The organism is Microbacterium foliorum (genome assembly GCF_003367705.1).
GTDB lineage: Bacteria > Actinomycetota > Actinomycetes > Actinomycetales > Microbacteriaceae > Microbacterium > Microbacterium foliorum.
The window spans coordinates 663,437-678,613 of record NZ_CP031425.1 but is presented as its reverse complement, the minus strand read 5'-3'; the positions used below and the strand labels follow the sequence as shown (position 1 = coordinate 678,613).

At 70.3% G+C, this 15,177-nt stretch carries 15 protein-coding genes; 3 read left to right on the top strand and 12 right to left on the bottom strand.

Annotated elements, in window-relative coordinates; all coding sequences use genetic code 11:
* The first annotated feature begins 46 nt into the window (after positions 1–46).
* Positions 47–1,165 carry a DUF4192 family protein gene (locus DXT68_RS03060; RefSeq protein WP_045254847.1) on the top strand — a complete coding sequence of 373 codons (1,119 nt, stop codon included), beginning with the start codon at positions 47–49 and terminating at the stop codon, positions 1,163–1,165.
* On the opposite strand, the gene lysS is transcribed toward DXT68_RS03060, so the two are convergent.
* Entirely contained in the window at positions 1,158–2,684 is a 1,527-nt protein-coding gene (gene lysS / locus DXT68_RS03055; RefSeq protein ID WP_045254848.1) for a lysine--tRNA ligase, read from the bottom strand. The two genes, DXT68_RS03060 and lysS, sit on opposite strands and share 8 nt — an antisense overlap.
* Positions 2,685–2,765: 81 nt before the next feature.
* Between lysS and DXT68_RS03050 the strand changes: the two genes are divergently transcribed.
* On the top strand, positions 2,766–4,574 hold the full coding sequence (locus tag DXT68_RS03050) for a DUF2207 domain-containing protein (RefSeq protein WP_045254849.1): 1,809 nt from the start codon (positions 2,766–2,768) through the stop codon (positions 4,572–4,574).
* A 23-nt stretch (positions 4,575–4,597) separates the two neighbouring features.
* On the opposite strand, the gene DXT68_RS03045 is transcribed toward DXT68_RS03050, so the two are convergent.
* The 10 genes from DXT68_RS03045 to hpt all read right to left on the bottom strand — a co-directional run bounded on the left by DXT68_RS03045 (position 4,598) and on the right by hpt (position 13,374).
* Positions 4,598–5,302: a DUF2520 domain-containing protein gene (locus tag DXT68_RS03045; protein ID WP_052677787.1), complete on the bottom strand. Its 705-nt coding sequence runs from the start codon at positions 5,300–5,302 to the stop codon at positions 4,598–4,600.
* Positions 5,295–7,355 carry a PH domain-containing protein gene (locus DXT68_RS03040; RefSeq protein ID WP_045254850.1) on the bottom strand — a complete coding sequence of 687 codons (2,061 nt, stop codon included), beginning with the start codon at positions 7,353–7,355 and terminating at the stop codon, positions 5,295–5,297. The genes DXT68_RS03045 and DXT68_RS03040 overlap by 8 nt, the downstream gene beginning before the upstream one ends.
* Complete coding sequence (locus DXT68_RS03035; protein WP_045254851.1) at positions 7,352–7,948, bottom strand: PH domain-containing protein; 597 nt, start codon at positions 7,946–7,948, stop codon at positions 7,352–7,354. The genes DXT68_RS03040 and DXT68_RS03035 overlap by 4 nt, the downstream gene beginning before the upstream one ends.
* On the bottom strand, positions 7,884–8,381 hold the full coding sequence (locus DXT68_RS03030; RefSeq protein WP_045254852.1) for a DUF3180 domain-containing protein: 498 nt from the start codon (positions 8,379–8,381) through the stop codon (positions 7,884–7,886). The genes DXT68_RS03035 and DXT68_RS03030 overlap by 65 nt, the downstream gene beginning before the upstream one ends.
* Positions 8,378–8,917 carry a 2-amino-4-hydroxy-6-hydroxymethyldihydropteridine diphosphokinase gene (folK, locus tag DXT68_RS03025; protein ID WP_045254853.1) on the bottom strand — a complete coding sequence of 180 codons (540 nt, stop codon included), beginning with the start codon at positions 8,915–8,917 and terminating at the stop codon, positions 8,378–8,380. Before folK ends, DXT68_RS03030 begins: the two co-directional genes overlap by 4 nt.
* Positions 8,914–9,300 (bottom strand): dihydroneopterin aldolase, encoded by a 387-nt coding sequence (gene folB, locus DXT68_RS03020; protein ID WP_045254854.1) that lies wholly within the window; start codon positions 9,298–9,300, stop codon positions 8,914–8,916. The genes folK and folB overlap by 4 nt, the downstream gene beginning before the upstream one ends.
* A gap of 4 nt (positions 9,301–9,304) precedes the next feature.
* Positions 9,305–10,105, bottom strand: coding sequence for a dihydropteroate synthase (gene folP / locus DXT68_RS03015; RefSeq protein WP_045254855.1), 801 nt, complete (start codon positions 10,103–10,105; stop codon positions 9,305–9,307).
* Complete coding sequence (gene folE, locus DXT68_RS03010; protein WP_045254856.1) at positions 10,102–10,704, bottom strand: GTP cyclohydrolase I; 603 nt, start codon at positions 10,702–10,704, stop codon at positions 10,102–10,104. Before folE ends, folP begins: the two co-directional genes overlap by 4 nt.
* A 3-nt stretch (positions 10,705–10,707) precedes the next feature.
* Positions 10,708–12,708: an ATP-dependent zinc metalloprotease FtsH gene (gene ftsH / locus DXT68_RS03005; protein WP_045254857.1), complete on the bottom strand. Its 2,001-nt coding sequence runs from the start codon at positions 12,706–12,708 to the stop codon at positions 10,708–10,710.
* 114 nt (positions 12,709–12,822) lie between these two features.
* Positions 12,823–13,374, bottom strand: a complete 552-nt coding sequence (gene hpt / locus DXT68_RS03000; RefSeq protein WP_045254858.1) for a hypoxanthine phosphoribosyltransferase — start codon at positions 13,372–13,374, stop codon at positions 12,823–12,825.
* A 134-nt stretch (positions 13,375–13,508) separates the two neighbouring features.
* On the opposite strand from hpt, the gene DXT68_RS02995 reads away from it, so the two are divergent.
* A complete protein-coding gene (locus DXT68_RS02995) occupies positions 13,509–14,045 on the top strand; it encodes a DUF937 domain-containing protein (RefSeq protein WP_045254859.1) in 537 nt (178 codons plus the stop codon).
* A gap of 98 nt (positions 14,046–14,143) precedes the next feature.
* Here DXT68_RS02995 and tilS read toward each other — a convergent pair whose 3' ends face one another.
* Entirely contained in the window at positions 14,144–15,130 is a 987-nt protein-coding gene (gene tilS / locus DXT68_RS02990; RefSeq protein WP_045254860.1) for a tRNA lysidine(34) synthetase TilS, read from the bottom strand.
* Positions 15,131–15,177 lie beyond the last annotated feature (47 nt).

Sequence of the window (15,177 nt, the reverse complement as noted above, 5' to 3'; positions counted from 1 at the left end):
CTGTGGAATCGCGCCACGGGCACGACGTGCCGACGAGACTCCCGTGATGACCACACTCCTTCGTGCCTCCGGCTCCGCCGAGTTCCTCCAGCTGGTGCCCTCCCTCGCGGGCTTCACCCCCACCGACAGTCTCGTGCTGCTCCCCTTCCACGGCTCGCGCACCAGCGGTGCGATGCGCCTCGATCTCCCCCACGACGACGTGAGCACCGAAGACTACGCCGATGCCGCCATCGGACTCGTCTCGCGGGTGCGCGCAGCGGATGCCGTGGCACTCGTCGTCTACACCGTCGACGAGGTGCACGTCACCCCCGAGGGTCTGGTCCTGCCCTTCGCGATCGACGTCGACGAGGTGCTCCAGCGGGCCGAGGACGCCGGGCTGCGCATCGTCGACGCCCTCTGCGTCACGCCGCGAGGCTGGTCGAGCTATCTCGACGACGATCCGCAGCTGCGGGTGCTCGATGGTGCGGCTCCCGTGGTGCCGGGGCTCGGCGATGTCTCGGGCGATCAGCGGTCGGGTGCCGACCTTCCCCCGGTCGACCTCGCGGAGGCCGAACGGGTCGGCCGGGCGCTGCGCGACATCGACGCGCTGCTCGAGCACGCTCGGGTGCACGAGCCGGCCGCTCCGCAGAACCCTCAGGCGATCGCGGCGCTCCTCCTGCTCGACGATGTGCCGGCGTTCTTCGAGGCCGCGATCACCACGCCGGACGAGCTTCCGCCCTTCGCGATCGCCGCACTCCTGTGGTGCCTCGATCGTCCGCTGTTCCGCGACGTCGCACTGGTGCAGTGGGCCACCGACGCTGTCGGAGGCATGCGCACCCTCGAGGCCCAGCTGTCCTTCGCCGACGCCCGATCCAGCGTGCCCGACGACCTCGGCGATGTGTTCCTGGGCCGGGGCCCGACACCCGATCCCGAGCGGCTGCGACGCGCTCTCTCCCTCGTCCGCATCGCGGCGGCGCGGGCACCGCAGGCATCGAGGCCCGCTCCTCTGACGGCCGCCGCCTGGTTGTCGTGGGCGCTGGGGCGCGCCAGTCACGCCGCCCACTACCTGGGTCTGGTCCGGGCGATCGATCCCGAGTACGGACTGGCCGCCCTGCTCGAGACGATGATCGCCGCCGCCGTGCTGCCGGAGTGGGCGTTCCGCCGTGGCGCGACCTCGACTACTTGACCAGCGGGAAGAGGATCGTCTCGCGGATGCCCAGACCCGTGATCGCCATCAGAAGACGGTCGATGCCCATGCCCATACCCCCGGACGGCGGCATGCCGTGCTCGAGCGCGCGCAGGAACTCCTCGTCGACGGGCATGGCCTCGACGTCGCCGCGTGCGGCCAGCTTCGCCTGCTCGACGAAGCGCTCGCGCTGGATGACGGGGTCGACGAGTTCCGAGTACCCGGTCGCGAGCTCGAAGCCGCGGATGTACAGATCCCACTTCTCCACCACGCCGTCGATCGCGCGGTGCTCGCGCACCAGCGGCGAGGTGTCGAGAGGAAAGTCCATGACGAACGTCGGGCGCACGAGGTCGCCCTTCACGAAGTGCTCCCACAGCTCTTCGATGAGCTTGCCGTGGGTCTCCTGCGCGGGCAGATCGACACCGTTCGCCTCGGCGAACGCGACGAGATCCTCGACGGTGTCGGCCGGAGTGAACGGGCGTCCGGCGGTGGTCGACAGCGACTCGTACATCGAGATGCGGTCCCACTCGCCGCCGAGGTCGTACTCGGTGCCGTCTGCCCACGTGACGGTGGTGGACCCCGCGACCGCGACGGCCGCGTTCTGCACCAGCTGCTGGGTGAGCGAGGCCATCTGGTTGTAGTCGCCGTAGGCCTGGTAGGCCTCGAGCATCGCGAACTCGGGGCTGTGGGTCGAGTCCGCACCCTCGTTGCGGAAGTTGCGGTTGATCTCGTAGACCCGCTCGATGCCGCCGACCACGGCGCGCTTCAGGTAGAGCTCCGGTGCGATGCGCAGGTAGAGCTCGGTGTCGAACGCATTCGAGTGCGTCACGAACGGGCGTGCGGATGCCCCGCCGTGCTGCACCTGCAGCATGGGCGTCTCCACCTCGAGGTAGTCGTGGTCGCCGAAGGTCGCGCGCAGACTCGCGTTGACGGCGGCGCGGGCGCGCACGGTCGTGCGGGCCTGCTCGCGGACGATCAGATCGAGGTAGCGGCTGCGCACCCGTCCCTCTTCGCTGAGCTCGGAGTAGGCGTTCGGCAGGGGCAGGATCGCCTTCGCGGCGATCGCCCAGTCGTCGGCCATGATCGACAGTTCGCCGCGACGGCTCGAGATGACCTCACCGTGCACGAAGACGTGGTCGCCCAGATCGACGTACTCCTTCCAGTCCGCGAGCGACTGCTCGCCGACGTTGGCCAGCGAGATCATCGCCTGGATGCGCGAGCCGTCACCGGCCTGCAGCGTCGCGAAGCACAGCTTCCCGGTGTTACGGCTGAAGACCACACGACCGGCGACGCCCGCGATCACTCCGGTCTCCGCACCGGGCTCGAGCTCGCCGTACTCGGCGCGCAGCGCGGGGATCCGGTGCGTCACGGGGACGCTCACCGGGAAGGCGCCTCCGCCGGCATCCGTGCGGTTCGCCACCAGACGCTCGCGCTTCGCGAGCCGCACGGCCTTCTGCTCGTGGACGTCTTCTTCGGTGACGACCGTGGTCGTCTCGGGCGCGGCAGACGCGTCAGTCATTCGGGGCTCCTTGGAAAGTCGGGTCCAGTTTACCGAGGTCGCGCCCCTGCTCCTGCGGCGAAGTCTGGGTAGCCTCGAAGCATGGCAGCCCACAGACTCGCCCCCGTCCTCGCCACGATCGTCGCCGCTGCCGCAGTGCTGTTCCCTGCGGCGGCCGCATCCGCTTCCGCCCCTGTGCCCGCAGCGGAAGCCGACGTCGACGTCGACGACTTCTCGTACGCGTCGTGGGACACGCAGATCGACCTCGGTCTCGATGAGGACGGACATGCGCGCATGCACGTCACCGAGTCGCTGACCGCGCGGTTCCCCGACGCCGACCAGAACAAGGGGATCGTCCGCGGCCTGCTCACGACATACGAGAACGCGGGAGTCGACCTGCGAGTGCTCTCGGTCACCGACGAGACCGGCGCGGAGGTCCCCTACGAGACCGAGGAGGACGACGGCCTGCTGTACGTCCTCACCGGCGACGACGACTACGTCCGGGGCCTCACCACGTACGTCATCGAGTACGAGATGCGGGATGTCGTCCTCGCCGCCGACACCGGCGTCGATGAGTTCTACTGGGATCTGCTGCCCCTCGACAGCACGCAGCGCATCGACGCGTTCCGCGCCGACATCGCCGTCGACCCGCAGATGACCGAGCGTCTGACAGGATCCTCGCGCTGCTACATCGGCGTCTCCGGATCGAAGGAGACATGCGACCTCACGATGCCGACGCCTGGCGAGTACAGCGTCGAGTCGGTCGACCTCGCTGCCGGCGAAGGAGTGACCGTCGCCATCGGCTTCGACGCCGGCACCGCTGTGCAGCCGGCTGCACGTCAGCCCGACCCGGTCACCGACACCGTGCCCGCGGTCGCAGCTGTCGGCGCGGCGGCGCTCTCGGTGGGCGGATGGTTCGCGGTGTCCGCGTTCAAGAGGTCCCGCCGCACGTCGAGCGGGCTCGTCATCGCACAGTACGACGTGCCCGATGCACTCCCGCCGCTGTTGGCGGCCGCCATCGTGCCCGGGTCGAAGGATGCGATCCCGGCCGAGATCGTCCACCTCGCGGTGCGCGGGGCGCTGCGCATCGAAGAGGGCGCCGAGTCCGAGCAGCCGCGCCTGCGTCGCCTGGACGGCCGCGCTCCCGATCCGCTGGACGCCGAGGCCCTCGACGCGCTGTTCGACGGAGCCGACGACGGCGTCGCCGACCTCCCGACGTCCAGCGAGGCGTTCGCTGCCCGGATGACCGCCCTGTCCAGAAGCGGCATCGACGCGGCGGTCTCTCGCGGGCTCACGACGAAGGCGCGCAGCCGCACGGCCGTGATCCTGCAGTGGTGCGCGATCGCCCTCGTGCTCGCGGGCTTCGGACTCGGCCTCTGGGGTGTGATCGCGGGCCGTGTCACGGCCCTGCCCGCCTTCACCGCCATCGCGTTCGCGACCTTGCTCGTGCTGCTGTCGAGCTTCTACGGCTTCTCGAAGCACGTCGTTCTGACCGCCGAGGGCGCGCGGCAGTACGAGTACCTGATGGGCGTCAAGGAGTTCATCCGGGTGGCGGAGGCCGATCGACTGCAGATGCTGCAGTCCTATTCCGGCGCCGAGCGGCGGCAGGACGGCAGCGCGAACGTGATCGACGTGTACGAGCGACTTCTCCCCTACGCCATGCTCTTCGGCATGGAAGACGAATGGGGCTCCGTGCTCGAGCACGTGTACGCCTACGAGCAGCGAGGCGCCTCCTGGATCGGAGATCCGAACGCACCGTTCCTGCGGGCTCAGCTCATCGGCTTCGCCGCGACCTCCCAGGCCGCCGCGTCGTACTCCGCTCCGACCACCGGCAGCTCGTCGAGCGGCGGGTCCTTCGGCGGCGGGTTCTCGGGCGGCGGAGGCGGAGGCGGATTCTCGGGCGGACGCTGACGGTTTCTCGGGCGGACGCTGACTCAGAGCAGCGGTTCGGGACTCGACGCGTCGCGAAGCGCTCGCTCGACCGTCGACTGCACCAGCGCCGACAGGTATCCGCCGGGGTTCTCGACCCCGATCTCGCCGAGGCTCCCCGTGGCCTGAGCGATGATCGAGCGCGAGAACTCCGTCACCGTCTGGATCACGTCTGCGTAGGCGGGGCGGTCGGCCTCGTCGATCACGATCGGTTCGCACCCCATCTCCACGGCGAGAGCCTGTGCGATCGGGAGAACCCCCGCCGGCGCGGTGACCGCCGCATAGCTCGCCTGCAGCTGACGCAGGTCGATCGTCGAGCCCGTGAACGTGATCGCCGGATGCACGGCCAGCGGGATCGCGCCGCTCTGCGCGGCGGGACGCAGCACGCCCACGCCGTAGGCGGGGTCGGTGTGCAGCACGAGCTGCCCGAGCTGCCACCCGCCGACCTCGGCGATGCCGGCGATGAGGTCGGGCAACTGGTCGTGCGGAACCGCGATCACCACCAGCTCGCTGCGCCGCACGACCTCGAGCGGGTCGAGGATGGGGACGTCCGGAAGCACCGCGGAGGCACGGTCGTCATCGGAGCCGCTCGTGATGCCGGTGATCGCATGGCCCGCTCCGGCCAGCGCCGCACCGATCACCGGACCGACGCGGCCGGCGCCGATGATCCCGACCCCGAGCCGGCCGTCGCGTCGAGACGGGTCAGTCACGGTCGGGAGCAGGCGGAGCCACCGGCGGAGCAGGCGGAGCCACCGGCGGAGCAGGCGGACCAGCCGGCGGAGCAGGCGGACCAGCCGGCGGAGCAGGCGGACCGACCGGAGGCGCAGGCGGAGCAGGCGGACCAGCCGGCGGAGCAGGCGGACCGACCGGAGGCGCAGGCGGAGCAGGCGGACCAGCCGGCGGAGCAGGCGGACCGACCGGAGGCGCAGGCGGAGCAGGCGGACCGGCTGGCGGAACAGGCGCAGCCGTCGGCGGAGCAGGAGCAGCCGGCGGAGCAGGAGGCGCATCGACCGCCGCATCCGGGGCCTGTCCGGGGTACCCCGGAACCTGCGCACCGTCGGCATCCGTCACGTACTGCCCCCACCGGTGCGTGTGATCGCGGGCGGCCGCCGAGACCGCGGCCGCGCTCACACCGTCGATGAGGTAGAGGGCGTCGCTCCGCTCGAGTCCGGACAGATACCCCGTGATGAGGCCCTGCACCGAGTGCACCTGCGCGCCCGAGACCCGCTGCGCCCGATCGACGGGCCCCTGCGACAGCGAGACTCCCTGCAGCCTGGCGAGCGGGAAGATCGCGAGCTTGCGCCACACGATGCCGCGGCGCAGCAGCAGGCCGAATTCGGTGAGCGCGAAGCCGTGACGTTTCCACGACAGCGGCCGACGCCACCACGCACGTCGCGGCATCGTGCGGTAGGGGTCGCCCTCCACCGGTCCGAGGATGCCGTGCTCCCAGACCAGCGGGATGTCGGCGACCGGCGCCTCCGGCAGGATCAGCGCGAGCACGCGTTCCACGTCCGCACGCTTGCCGACCGGCAGCACCACATTGAACTGCTGGACCGACCCCGACGACTGCTGCGCCGCGCTCTTGCCGCTCATCCGGTTGATCCTGATCATCCACCAGCCGAACGGTCGCCACAGCAGCGACTGCGTGACCTCGACGGCGAAGATGCGCCCCGGCGGCAGCGTCTCGGTGACCGTGGTGAGCAGACCGTACGTGATCCGCACGCCGTCGGGCGTCGGAGCGATCGAGTACCGCAGCGACTTCGAGATCTGTGCCCAGGTGATACCCACGACCGCGACGATCATGGGGATCGCGATGCCCAGCGTGATCCCCAGCCCGAGGAATCCGTCGATCGGATCGCCGTCGAGCAGCGAGCCGATCGCGATGCCGCCGACCGTCACGCCGAAGATGACACCGAAGACCACGAACCAGAGCAGGCTCGAGATCAGCTGCGAGCCGATGAGGCGGCCCGTGGGGATCTTCACGACGCTCTCGGGTGCGACGTCGGTGAGGTCGACCCCGCTGATGAGACCCGAGACGCCCTCGTTCATCGAGCCGACGAGCTGCGAGCGGGCGGAGGCCGGCGCACCGGCGACGCCCTCGTCCGCCGCACGCCCGCGGGTGACGGCATCCGTCGCACCCTGACGCGCCGCGCGGGCGCCGGAGGCGAGTCGCAGGATGTCGGTGCGCACCGACTCCGCGCGGGCCGTCGCGAGGTACTCGAGCTCGACGTTCGAGTCGTTCCCCGCCCCCACGACCTCGAGCTTCGCGAGTCCGATGATGCGCGCGGGGAACGGCCGGGTGAGGTTGACCCCCTGCACGCGGTCGAGGGGTGCGCGACGATGCGAACGGAACACGATGCCCTTGCGGACCTCGACGTGGTCGCCGGTGATGCGGAACTGCTGGAACCGCCAGACGAACCAGAAGATGCCGACGAGGACGACCGCCAGGGCGAACACTCCGACCAGCACCACCAGCAGAAGGTTGTTCGCCAGCACCCAATCGACGGGGTCGCCCCCGGTGTAGTCATAATGCGCCTCTTCGGGAGTGAAGAGATCGACGAACCAGGCGATCAGTCGGTCACGCAGGTTGGCGAACGCGATGCCCGCGACGATGATCAGCGCCAGCCCGCCCTTGAACAGGGGGGTGAGCGGATGCATCCGGTGCCACTCGCCGTCGGCGAGGGTCGCGCCCGTGTCCGGGCGCCGCGTCTCCGCCGCCGGGGCGGGGGCCGCCGGGATGGCGGGAGGCTGCTGCTCGCTCACAGGCCCGTCCGGCGGGTCTCGGCGACCTCGATGAGGGTGTCGCGCAGCGCCTCGGACGCTGCCTGCGTCAGCCCGGGGATCTGCACGCCGGTCGTCGCGGCGGCGGTCACCATCTTGAGCTGGGAGACGCCGAACGCACGGTCGAGCGGACCCTGGGTGATGTCGACGAGCTGCATGCGCCCGTAGGGGACGGCGATCATGCGCTGCCAGAGGATGCCCTTGCGGAAGACGATGTCGTCGTCGCGCAGCATGTAGCCGATGGCCTTCGCTTGACGCGGGAGGATCACGAGAGTGATGATCTCGATCGCCACCACCACGGCGGCGGGGATCCAGACCCAGCTCTGGTCGAGCACGAGCGCCAGGACGACCGCGGCGGCGAGCACGAAGGCCAGGAAGATGAGGTTCTGCACGATCTGTGACACCACGTAGCGGGGCGAGATCTGGTGCCAGCTGCCGTCGAGCTCCAGGCGGGCCTCACTGCGCGCGGTGCGCAGCGACGAGTAGGTCCCCTGGTCGAGGGCTGCGAGGTCAGTGACCTCCGCCGAGTTCAGCGGGGCCGGGATCCCCGGCTCGATCTCTGGGTTCTGAGTCATCAGGATCCTTCGGAAGTGTGCAGAACTGTTCGGCGATGAGCGCGGCGACCGCGAGCACGACCGCACTTCCGATCAGCGCCAGCATCGCCACAGTCGACCCTACCGGGGGATCGATCGGCCGGGACAGCAGGAACACCAGCAGCCCGGCTCCGAATCCGGCCATGATCGCTCCGAGCAGGCTCGACGCACGAGCGAGGGTGACGGCGCGGGTGGCCTGGAACGGATCGATGCGGACACCGCTGCGCACGCTCCTGCGCACCGGCCATGCGACCCCCAACGACGCCGCGCCGATGAGCAGGAGCAGCAGGGGCAGCAGGAGCGACGGCGTGAAGGTGGTGCGCCCCATGGCCGTGAGCACGTGGTCGAGCACGTACCCCGCGGCCCCGGAGAGCAGCGCGAGGACGACGAGCAGTCCGACCGAGGTGCGCTTCATCGCTGCTCCGCGGTGCGCAGGCTCGTGACGAGGTCCGCGACCCTGCCGCGGCCCGGCAGCTCGGCGTCCGGGTCGAGAGCGAGCCAGGGCTCCAGCACGAAGAGCCTCTCGGCGGCGCGCGGATGCGGCAGCTGCAGTCGGTCGTCATCCGAGCTCTCGTCGCCGTAGGCGATCAGGTCGAGGTCGAGCGTGCGGTCCCCCCAACGCTCGTGCCGCTCTCGGCCGTGCTCGTCCTCGACGGCGTGCAGCATCCCGAGCAGGATGCTCGGAGCCAGACGCGTCGTGACAAGCGCGACCGCATTGACATAGGCGGGCGCCTCGGGGTCCGGCCCGTCCACCCGCAGCGCCACGGTCTCGAACAGCGGCGACAGGCGTACGTCGCTGACCAGAGGCAGTCGTGCGATGCGGTCGGCCGCCGCGCGGATCGTCGCCTCGCGGTCGCCGAGGTTCGCACCGAAGGCGACGACGGCCACAGCCGCTGCACGTCCGGGGCGGGGGCCGGGAAGGCGGGGCGGGTTCGCCAGGTTGCGGCTCATCGCGCGTCCTTCCCGGTGGGCTGCGCACGGCGCACGGTGACCGCGACGTCGCTGAAGGTGAGTGCGATCGGAGCGTGCGGCTTGTGCACCGTGACGGTGACGAACTGCACGCGGGAATCCGCGAGAGTGACGTGGGCGATGCGCTCGGCGAGCGTCTCGATCAGGTTGACCGGCTCGCCGGCGACCACGGCGGCCACTTTCTCGGCCAGTTCGCCGTAGTGCACCGTGTCGACCACATCATCGGATGCCGCGGCCGCGCGCAACGACATCGTCAGGCGCAGATCGACCCTGAATTCCTGGCCGTCCTCGCGCTCGTGGTCGTAGACGCCGTGCCTGCCGAAGACGGTGAGTCCTGTCAGGACGATCTCGTCGAGGGGATCCATGGTCCTATCCTTCCCAGGCGCGCACGACGGCGAGCGCATCCCGTGTGGCGCTCACGTCGTGCACGCGCACTGCCCACGCTCCGGCCCGCGCGGCGAGCGCACTGGTCACCGCGGTCGCGAGGTCGCGGCGGGCCTCCGAGACCCCGGCGGGGTCTGCGGCGAGCGTCTCCGCGAGGAACCTCTTGCGCGACGTGCCGATGAGCACGCGCGGGCCGAGGGCGACGATCTCGTCGAGTCCGCGCAGCACGTCCCAGTTCTGCGCTCCCGCCTTCGCGAAGCCGATGCCCGGATCCACGATGAGCCGCGACGGGGCGATGCCCGATGCGGCGGTCTCGCCCATCCGCTCCTGCAGCTCCCCCGCGACCTCACGGGCGGCGCGACGGTAGACGGCCTTGGCGTACATGTCGTCGGAGAAACCGCGCCAGTGCCCGATCACGTAGTCGGCCCCGGACTCGGCGACCGCCGCGAGCATCTCGGGATCCGCGAGACCGCCCGACACGTCGTTGACGATCCGCGCACCCGCTCGCACCGCGGCCGCGGCGGTCGAGGCGTCGAGGGTGTCGATGCTGACCGGTGCGCCCTCGGCGACCAGCCCCTCGATCACCGGCAGCACGCGCCTCTGCTCCTCTTCGGCTCCGACGCGCTCGGCGCCGGGTCGCGTCGACTCGCCACCGACGTCGAGCACCGTGGCGCCGTCGGCCCGCAGCTGCAGCCCGTGCGCGACGGCGCGGTCCACGTCGAAGTAGCGCCCGCCGTCGCTGAACGAGTCGGGGGTGACGTTGACGATGCCCCAGATGCCGGTCATGCGTGCGCCGACCCGGTCGATGCGCCGATCAGCGCGATGAGCTCCGTGCGAGCGACCGCATCCGTGTACTCGCCGCGTGCGGCGATCGTCAGGGTCGAGGCCTCCGGCTGGCGCCCGCCGCGCATCGTGACGCAGCCGTGGCTCGCGTCGAGCACGACCAGCACGCCGCGGGTGTCGAGGTTCTCGGCGATCGTGTCGGCGATCTGCTCGCCGAGACGCTCCTGAACCTGCGGCCGGGCCGCGAGGGTCTCGACCACGCGCACCAGCGCGCCGAGACCGACGACCTGCTCGCCCGGCAGGTACGCGATGTGCGCGCGTCCCGCGAAGGGCAGCAGGTGGTGCTCGCAGACCGAGCGGAAGCGGATGTCGCGCAGCAGCACGGCTCCCGAGGGCAGGGTGTCGGGCGCCGGACCGCGCGCGACGCTGATGGTGTGCGCGAGCGGGGCGGCGGCATCCTCGCCGACGCCCGCGAAGAACTCCGCGTACAGCTCTCCCATCCGCGCAGGGGTCTGCTTCAGCCCCGGGCGGTGCGGATCCTCGCCGATCGCTTCGAGCAGCTCACGCGTGAGCCGCTCGACCCGTGCGCGGTCGACAGCCACGGCTCAGGCCGTCGCGGGTCGAGCCTGACCGGCTCCCGCGGATCCGGGCTGCGTGCGCGGAGCGGCGGCGGGCGCCTCGACGGATGCCGCGACGGGCACGACCTTCTTCGGAACCTCGATCGGAGGAACGTCCGACACCGGTCGTGTCTCGCTCGACAGCCACAGGGGCCGCTCGGGGAGCTTGCGGACCTCGGTGAAGATCTCGGCGATCTGGTTGTGGTCGAGCGTCTCCTCCTCGAGCAGAGCGAGGGCGAGGCGGTCGAGGATGTCGCGGTTCGCGCTGATCACCTTGTACGCCTCGTCGTGCGCCTGCTCGATCAGGGCGCGCACCTCGGCGTCGACCCGCTCGGCGACCTTCTCGGAGTACTCGCGGCCTCGCCCCATGTCCCGCGCGACGAACATGTCGCCGCCCTCGGAACCGAGCTTGACCGGACCGACCTGCGTCGTCATGCCGTACTCGATGACCATCTTGCGGGCGATCGACGTCGCCTTCTCGATGTCGTTCGACGCACCGGTGGTCGGGTCGTGGAAGATGATCTCCTCGGCGACGCGTCCGCCCATCGCATAGGTGAGCTGGTCCTGCAGCTCGTTGCGGGTGACGGAGTACTTGTCGTCGAGCGGCAGCACCATCGTGTATCCGAGGGCCTTGCCTCGGGGCAGGATGGTGATCTTGGTCACGGGATCGGTGTAGTTCATCGCCGCCGCGGCGAGCGCGTGACCGCCCTCGTGGTAGGCCGTGATGAGCTTCTCGCGGTCCTTCATGACGCGGGTGCGACGCTGCGGTCCGGCGATCAGACGGTCGATGGCCTCGTCGAGAGCGCGGTTGTCGACGAGCTGCGCGTTCGAGCGCGCGGTCAGCAGCGCGGCCTCGTTGAGGACGTTCGCGAGATCGGCACCCGTGAAGCCGGGGGTCTTGCGGGCGACGACCTCGAGGTCGACGCTCTTCGCGAGCGGCTTGCCCTTGGCGTGCACCTCGAGGATCCTCTGCCGACCCTTGAGGTCGGGGGCGTCGACGCCGATCTGACGGTCGAAGCGTCCTGGGCGCAGCAGCGCGGGGTCGAGGATGTCGGGGCGGTTGGTCGCCGCGATCACGATGACGTTCGCGTTCGGGTCGAAGCCGTCCATCTCGACGAGCATCTGGTTGAGCGTCTGCTCGCGCTCGTCGTTTCCGCCGCCCATGCCGGCGCCGCGGTGGCGGCCGACGGCGTCGATCTCGTCGATGAAGATGATCGCGGGGGCGTTCTCCTTGGCCTGGGTGAACAGGTCGCGTACGCGGGAGGCACCGACACCGACGAACATCTCGACGAAGTCCGATCCGGAGATCGAGTAGAACGGCGCACCGGCCTCACCGGCCACGGCGCGGGCGAGCAGCGTCTTTCCGGTTCCGGGAGGGCCGTACAGGAGCACGCCCTTCGGGATGCGGGCGCCGATCGCCTGGAACTTGGCCGGATCCTGCAGGAACTCCTTGATCTCGTGGAGTTCCTCGATCGCCTCGTCGGCACCGGCGACGTCGGCGAAGGTGACGGTGGGGGTCTCCTTGCTGACGAGCTTGGCCTTGGACTTGCCGAACTGCATGACCTTGCTGCCACCGCCCTGCATCGACGAGAGCAGCCACCAGAACAGCAGGCCGAGCAGCACGAGCGGGAGGAGGAGCGAGAGGATGCCGTCGAACCACGTCGCGCGCGGCACGGCGTCGTCGAAGCCGTCCTTGGGGTCGGCGGAGGTGATCGCCGTCACGACCTCGTCGGCCCGGGCGTCGACGTAGTAGAACTGCACGTTCTCGGAGCCCTTGAACGGCTTGGAGAGGGTCATGTCGACGCGCTGATCGCCGTCGGTGTTCACGACCTCGGTGACGGTCTTGCCGGAGAGGAGCGTGAGCCCCTCCTGCGTCGTGATCTGCTTCGGAGCGCCGAGGTTCGAGATCAGCAGGAAGCCGCCGAACAGCAGCAGCCCGATCAGCGCGACGTAGATCAGCGGATTCCGAGTGAGCTTCTTGACATCCATGGTCGGATCAGCGTATCGCGCACGCTCTAGGTGGGCGCTGTGCGTTCACCCACGGCGTACCGGCGCTCAGATCCGGTCGTCGAGCGAGGAGCCTGCGACGAGACGAAACGCGGCTCAGCTGTAGACGTGCGGCGCGAGCACCGCGACGTCACGCAGGTTGCGGTAGCGCTCGTCGTAGTCGAGTCCGTAGCCCACGACGAAGTCGGTGGGGATGTCGAAGCCGACGTACTTGCAGTCGATGACCACCTTCGCCGCCTCGGGCTTGCGCAGCAGTGCGAGCACTTCGATCGACTCGGCCCCGCGCGACTCGAAGTTCTCCAGCAGCCAGCTCAGGGTGAGGCCGGAGTCGATGATGTCCTCGACGATGAGCACGTGCTTGCCGTTCAGGTCGGTGTCGAGATCCTTCCGGATCTGCACGACACCGCTCGACTTGGTGCTGGCGCCGTAGCTCGAGACGGCCATCCAGTCCATCGGCGCGTGGAAGGGGAGGGCACGAGCGAAGTCGGCCATGACCATGACCGCTCCTTTGAGCACGCCGACCAGGATGATCTCCTTGCCGGCGTAGTCGGCCGCGACCTGGATGGCGAGCTCATCGAGCTTCGCGATGATCTCCTCCTCAGTGACGAGGATCTGAGCAAGGTCGTCCTGGATTTCCGCGGCGCGCATGGATCGATGTTACGTCGTCGCAGGCGGTCTTCCCCAACCGGGCGAGACCGGCACGATCGGCATACCCCACGTGCGCCGCGCGCATTACCCTGGCGATGGAACGGGCATCCGTCCACCGAGGGAAGGAATCACCCATGGCTCTAGACGACATCCTCAGGCAGGTGCCGGTCGACGACATCGCCGCGAAGCTCGGCGTCTCGCCGGACGTCGCCAGGTCGGCGGTCGAGCAGGGCGGCGCCGTGCTGCTGGGCGGGCTGGCGAAGAACGCCTCGACCGCCGAGGGCTCGGCCGCGATCGAGAACGCCCTCAAGCGCCACGAAGGCAGGGGCGGCGCGGCGACGGTCGACGACATCGATCAGACCGACGGCGGCAAGATCGTCTCGCACATCCTCGGCGCCGACGAGAAGAAGGTGACGGAGAAGCTCACCGAGTCGAAGGAGACCGCCGGCATCGACTTCGGCGCGCTGCTCCCGATCCTCGCCCCCATCGTGATGGGGCTCATCGCCAACGCGACGAAGAGCAAGACGGCACCGTCGAGCACGTCCGAGCCGCGATCGGGCGGTGGCGGCATCGGCGAGATCATCGGCGGTCTGCTCGGCGGCGGCGGCGCGTCGTCGGGCGGCGGCGGCATCGGCGACCTGCTGGGCGGGCTCTTCGGCGGCAAGAAGTAGGTCGGCGCCGCACGATCGACGCGGGGTGCGGATTCGTCCGCACCCCGCGCGGTCTGCACCTCAGCGCGCGGTCTGCACCTCAGCGCGCGGTGAACACCTCAGCGCGCGGTGAACACGATGCGTCCGCCGACGCGGGCCGCCGCGCACGAGGGCAGGTCGATGGGTCCCTGACCCGACCAGTCCGTCGCCAGGCGCGCGACCTCCAGGGTCTGCAGCCGGGTCAGGCTGACACCGAACTCGCTGTCGACCACCAGGCGGATGATGCGGTTGCGCAGCGCCGCGGGGTTCGCGGCGAGCGCCGCGACGCTGACCGAGATTCCCGCCTCCGCGTGCTCGACGATGTCCTCGATCGTCTCGTGGATCATCTCGTCGAAGGCTTCCGCGTCTTCGCGCAGCTGCTCCGCCGTGCGGGCGAGAGCCTCGGCGATGCCTGGTCCGAGTTCGGATTCGAGGACCGGCAGCACCCGCTCCCGCACACGCACCCGAGCGAAGCGATCCTCGAGATTGTGCGGGTCGTCCCAGAACTCCAGGTCGGATGCCGCGCAGAACGCCCGCGTCGTCTCTCGCCTGACCCGCAGCAGCGGGCGCACCCAGCGCAGTCCGTCGTCATCGGCGCGCACCGGGGCCATGCCCTGCAGGCTCGCGGCGCCGGCCCCCCGGGCAAGGCCGAGCAGCACGGTCTCGGCCTGATCGTCGAGCGTGTGCCCGAGCAGGACGACCGCGGCACCGGCATCCGCGGCGGCGTCCTTCAGCACCCGGTAGCGCGCATCCCGCGCGGCGGCTTCGGGGCCGCCGTCCGCACCGACGTCGACGGTGACGACGAGAGCGTCGAGACCGAGCGAGGTCGCCGTGTGAGCGGCGCGCGCGGCGACGGCATCCGAGGCGTCCTGCAGCCCGTGGTCGACCGTGACACTGCGCACCCGCAGTCCGAGCTTTGGCCCCTCGAACGCGGCGGCCGCGGCGAGCGCGAGCGAGTCCGCGCCGCCCGACAGCGCGACGACGACGGTCGAGCCCTCGTGCAGGTCGGCGAGCGCGGTGCGCACGGCGAGGCGGATCTCGGCGATGGCGGGTGAGAGCGAGGGCACAGCTCCACGGTAGATCACGTCGACGGATCGCCGTGCGACGGTCGCGC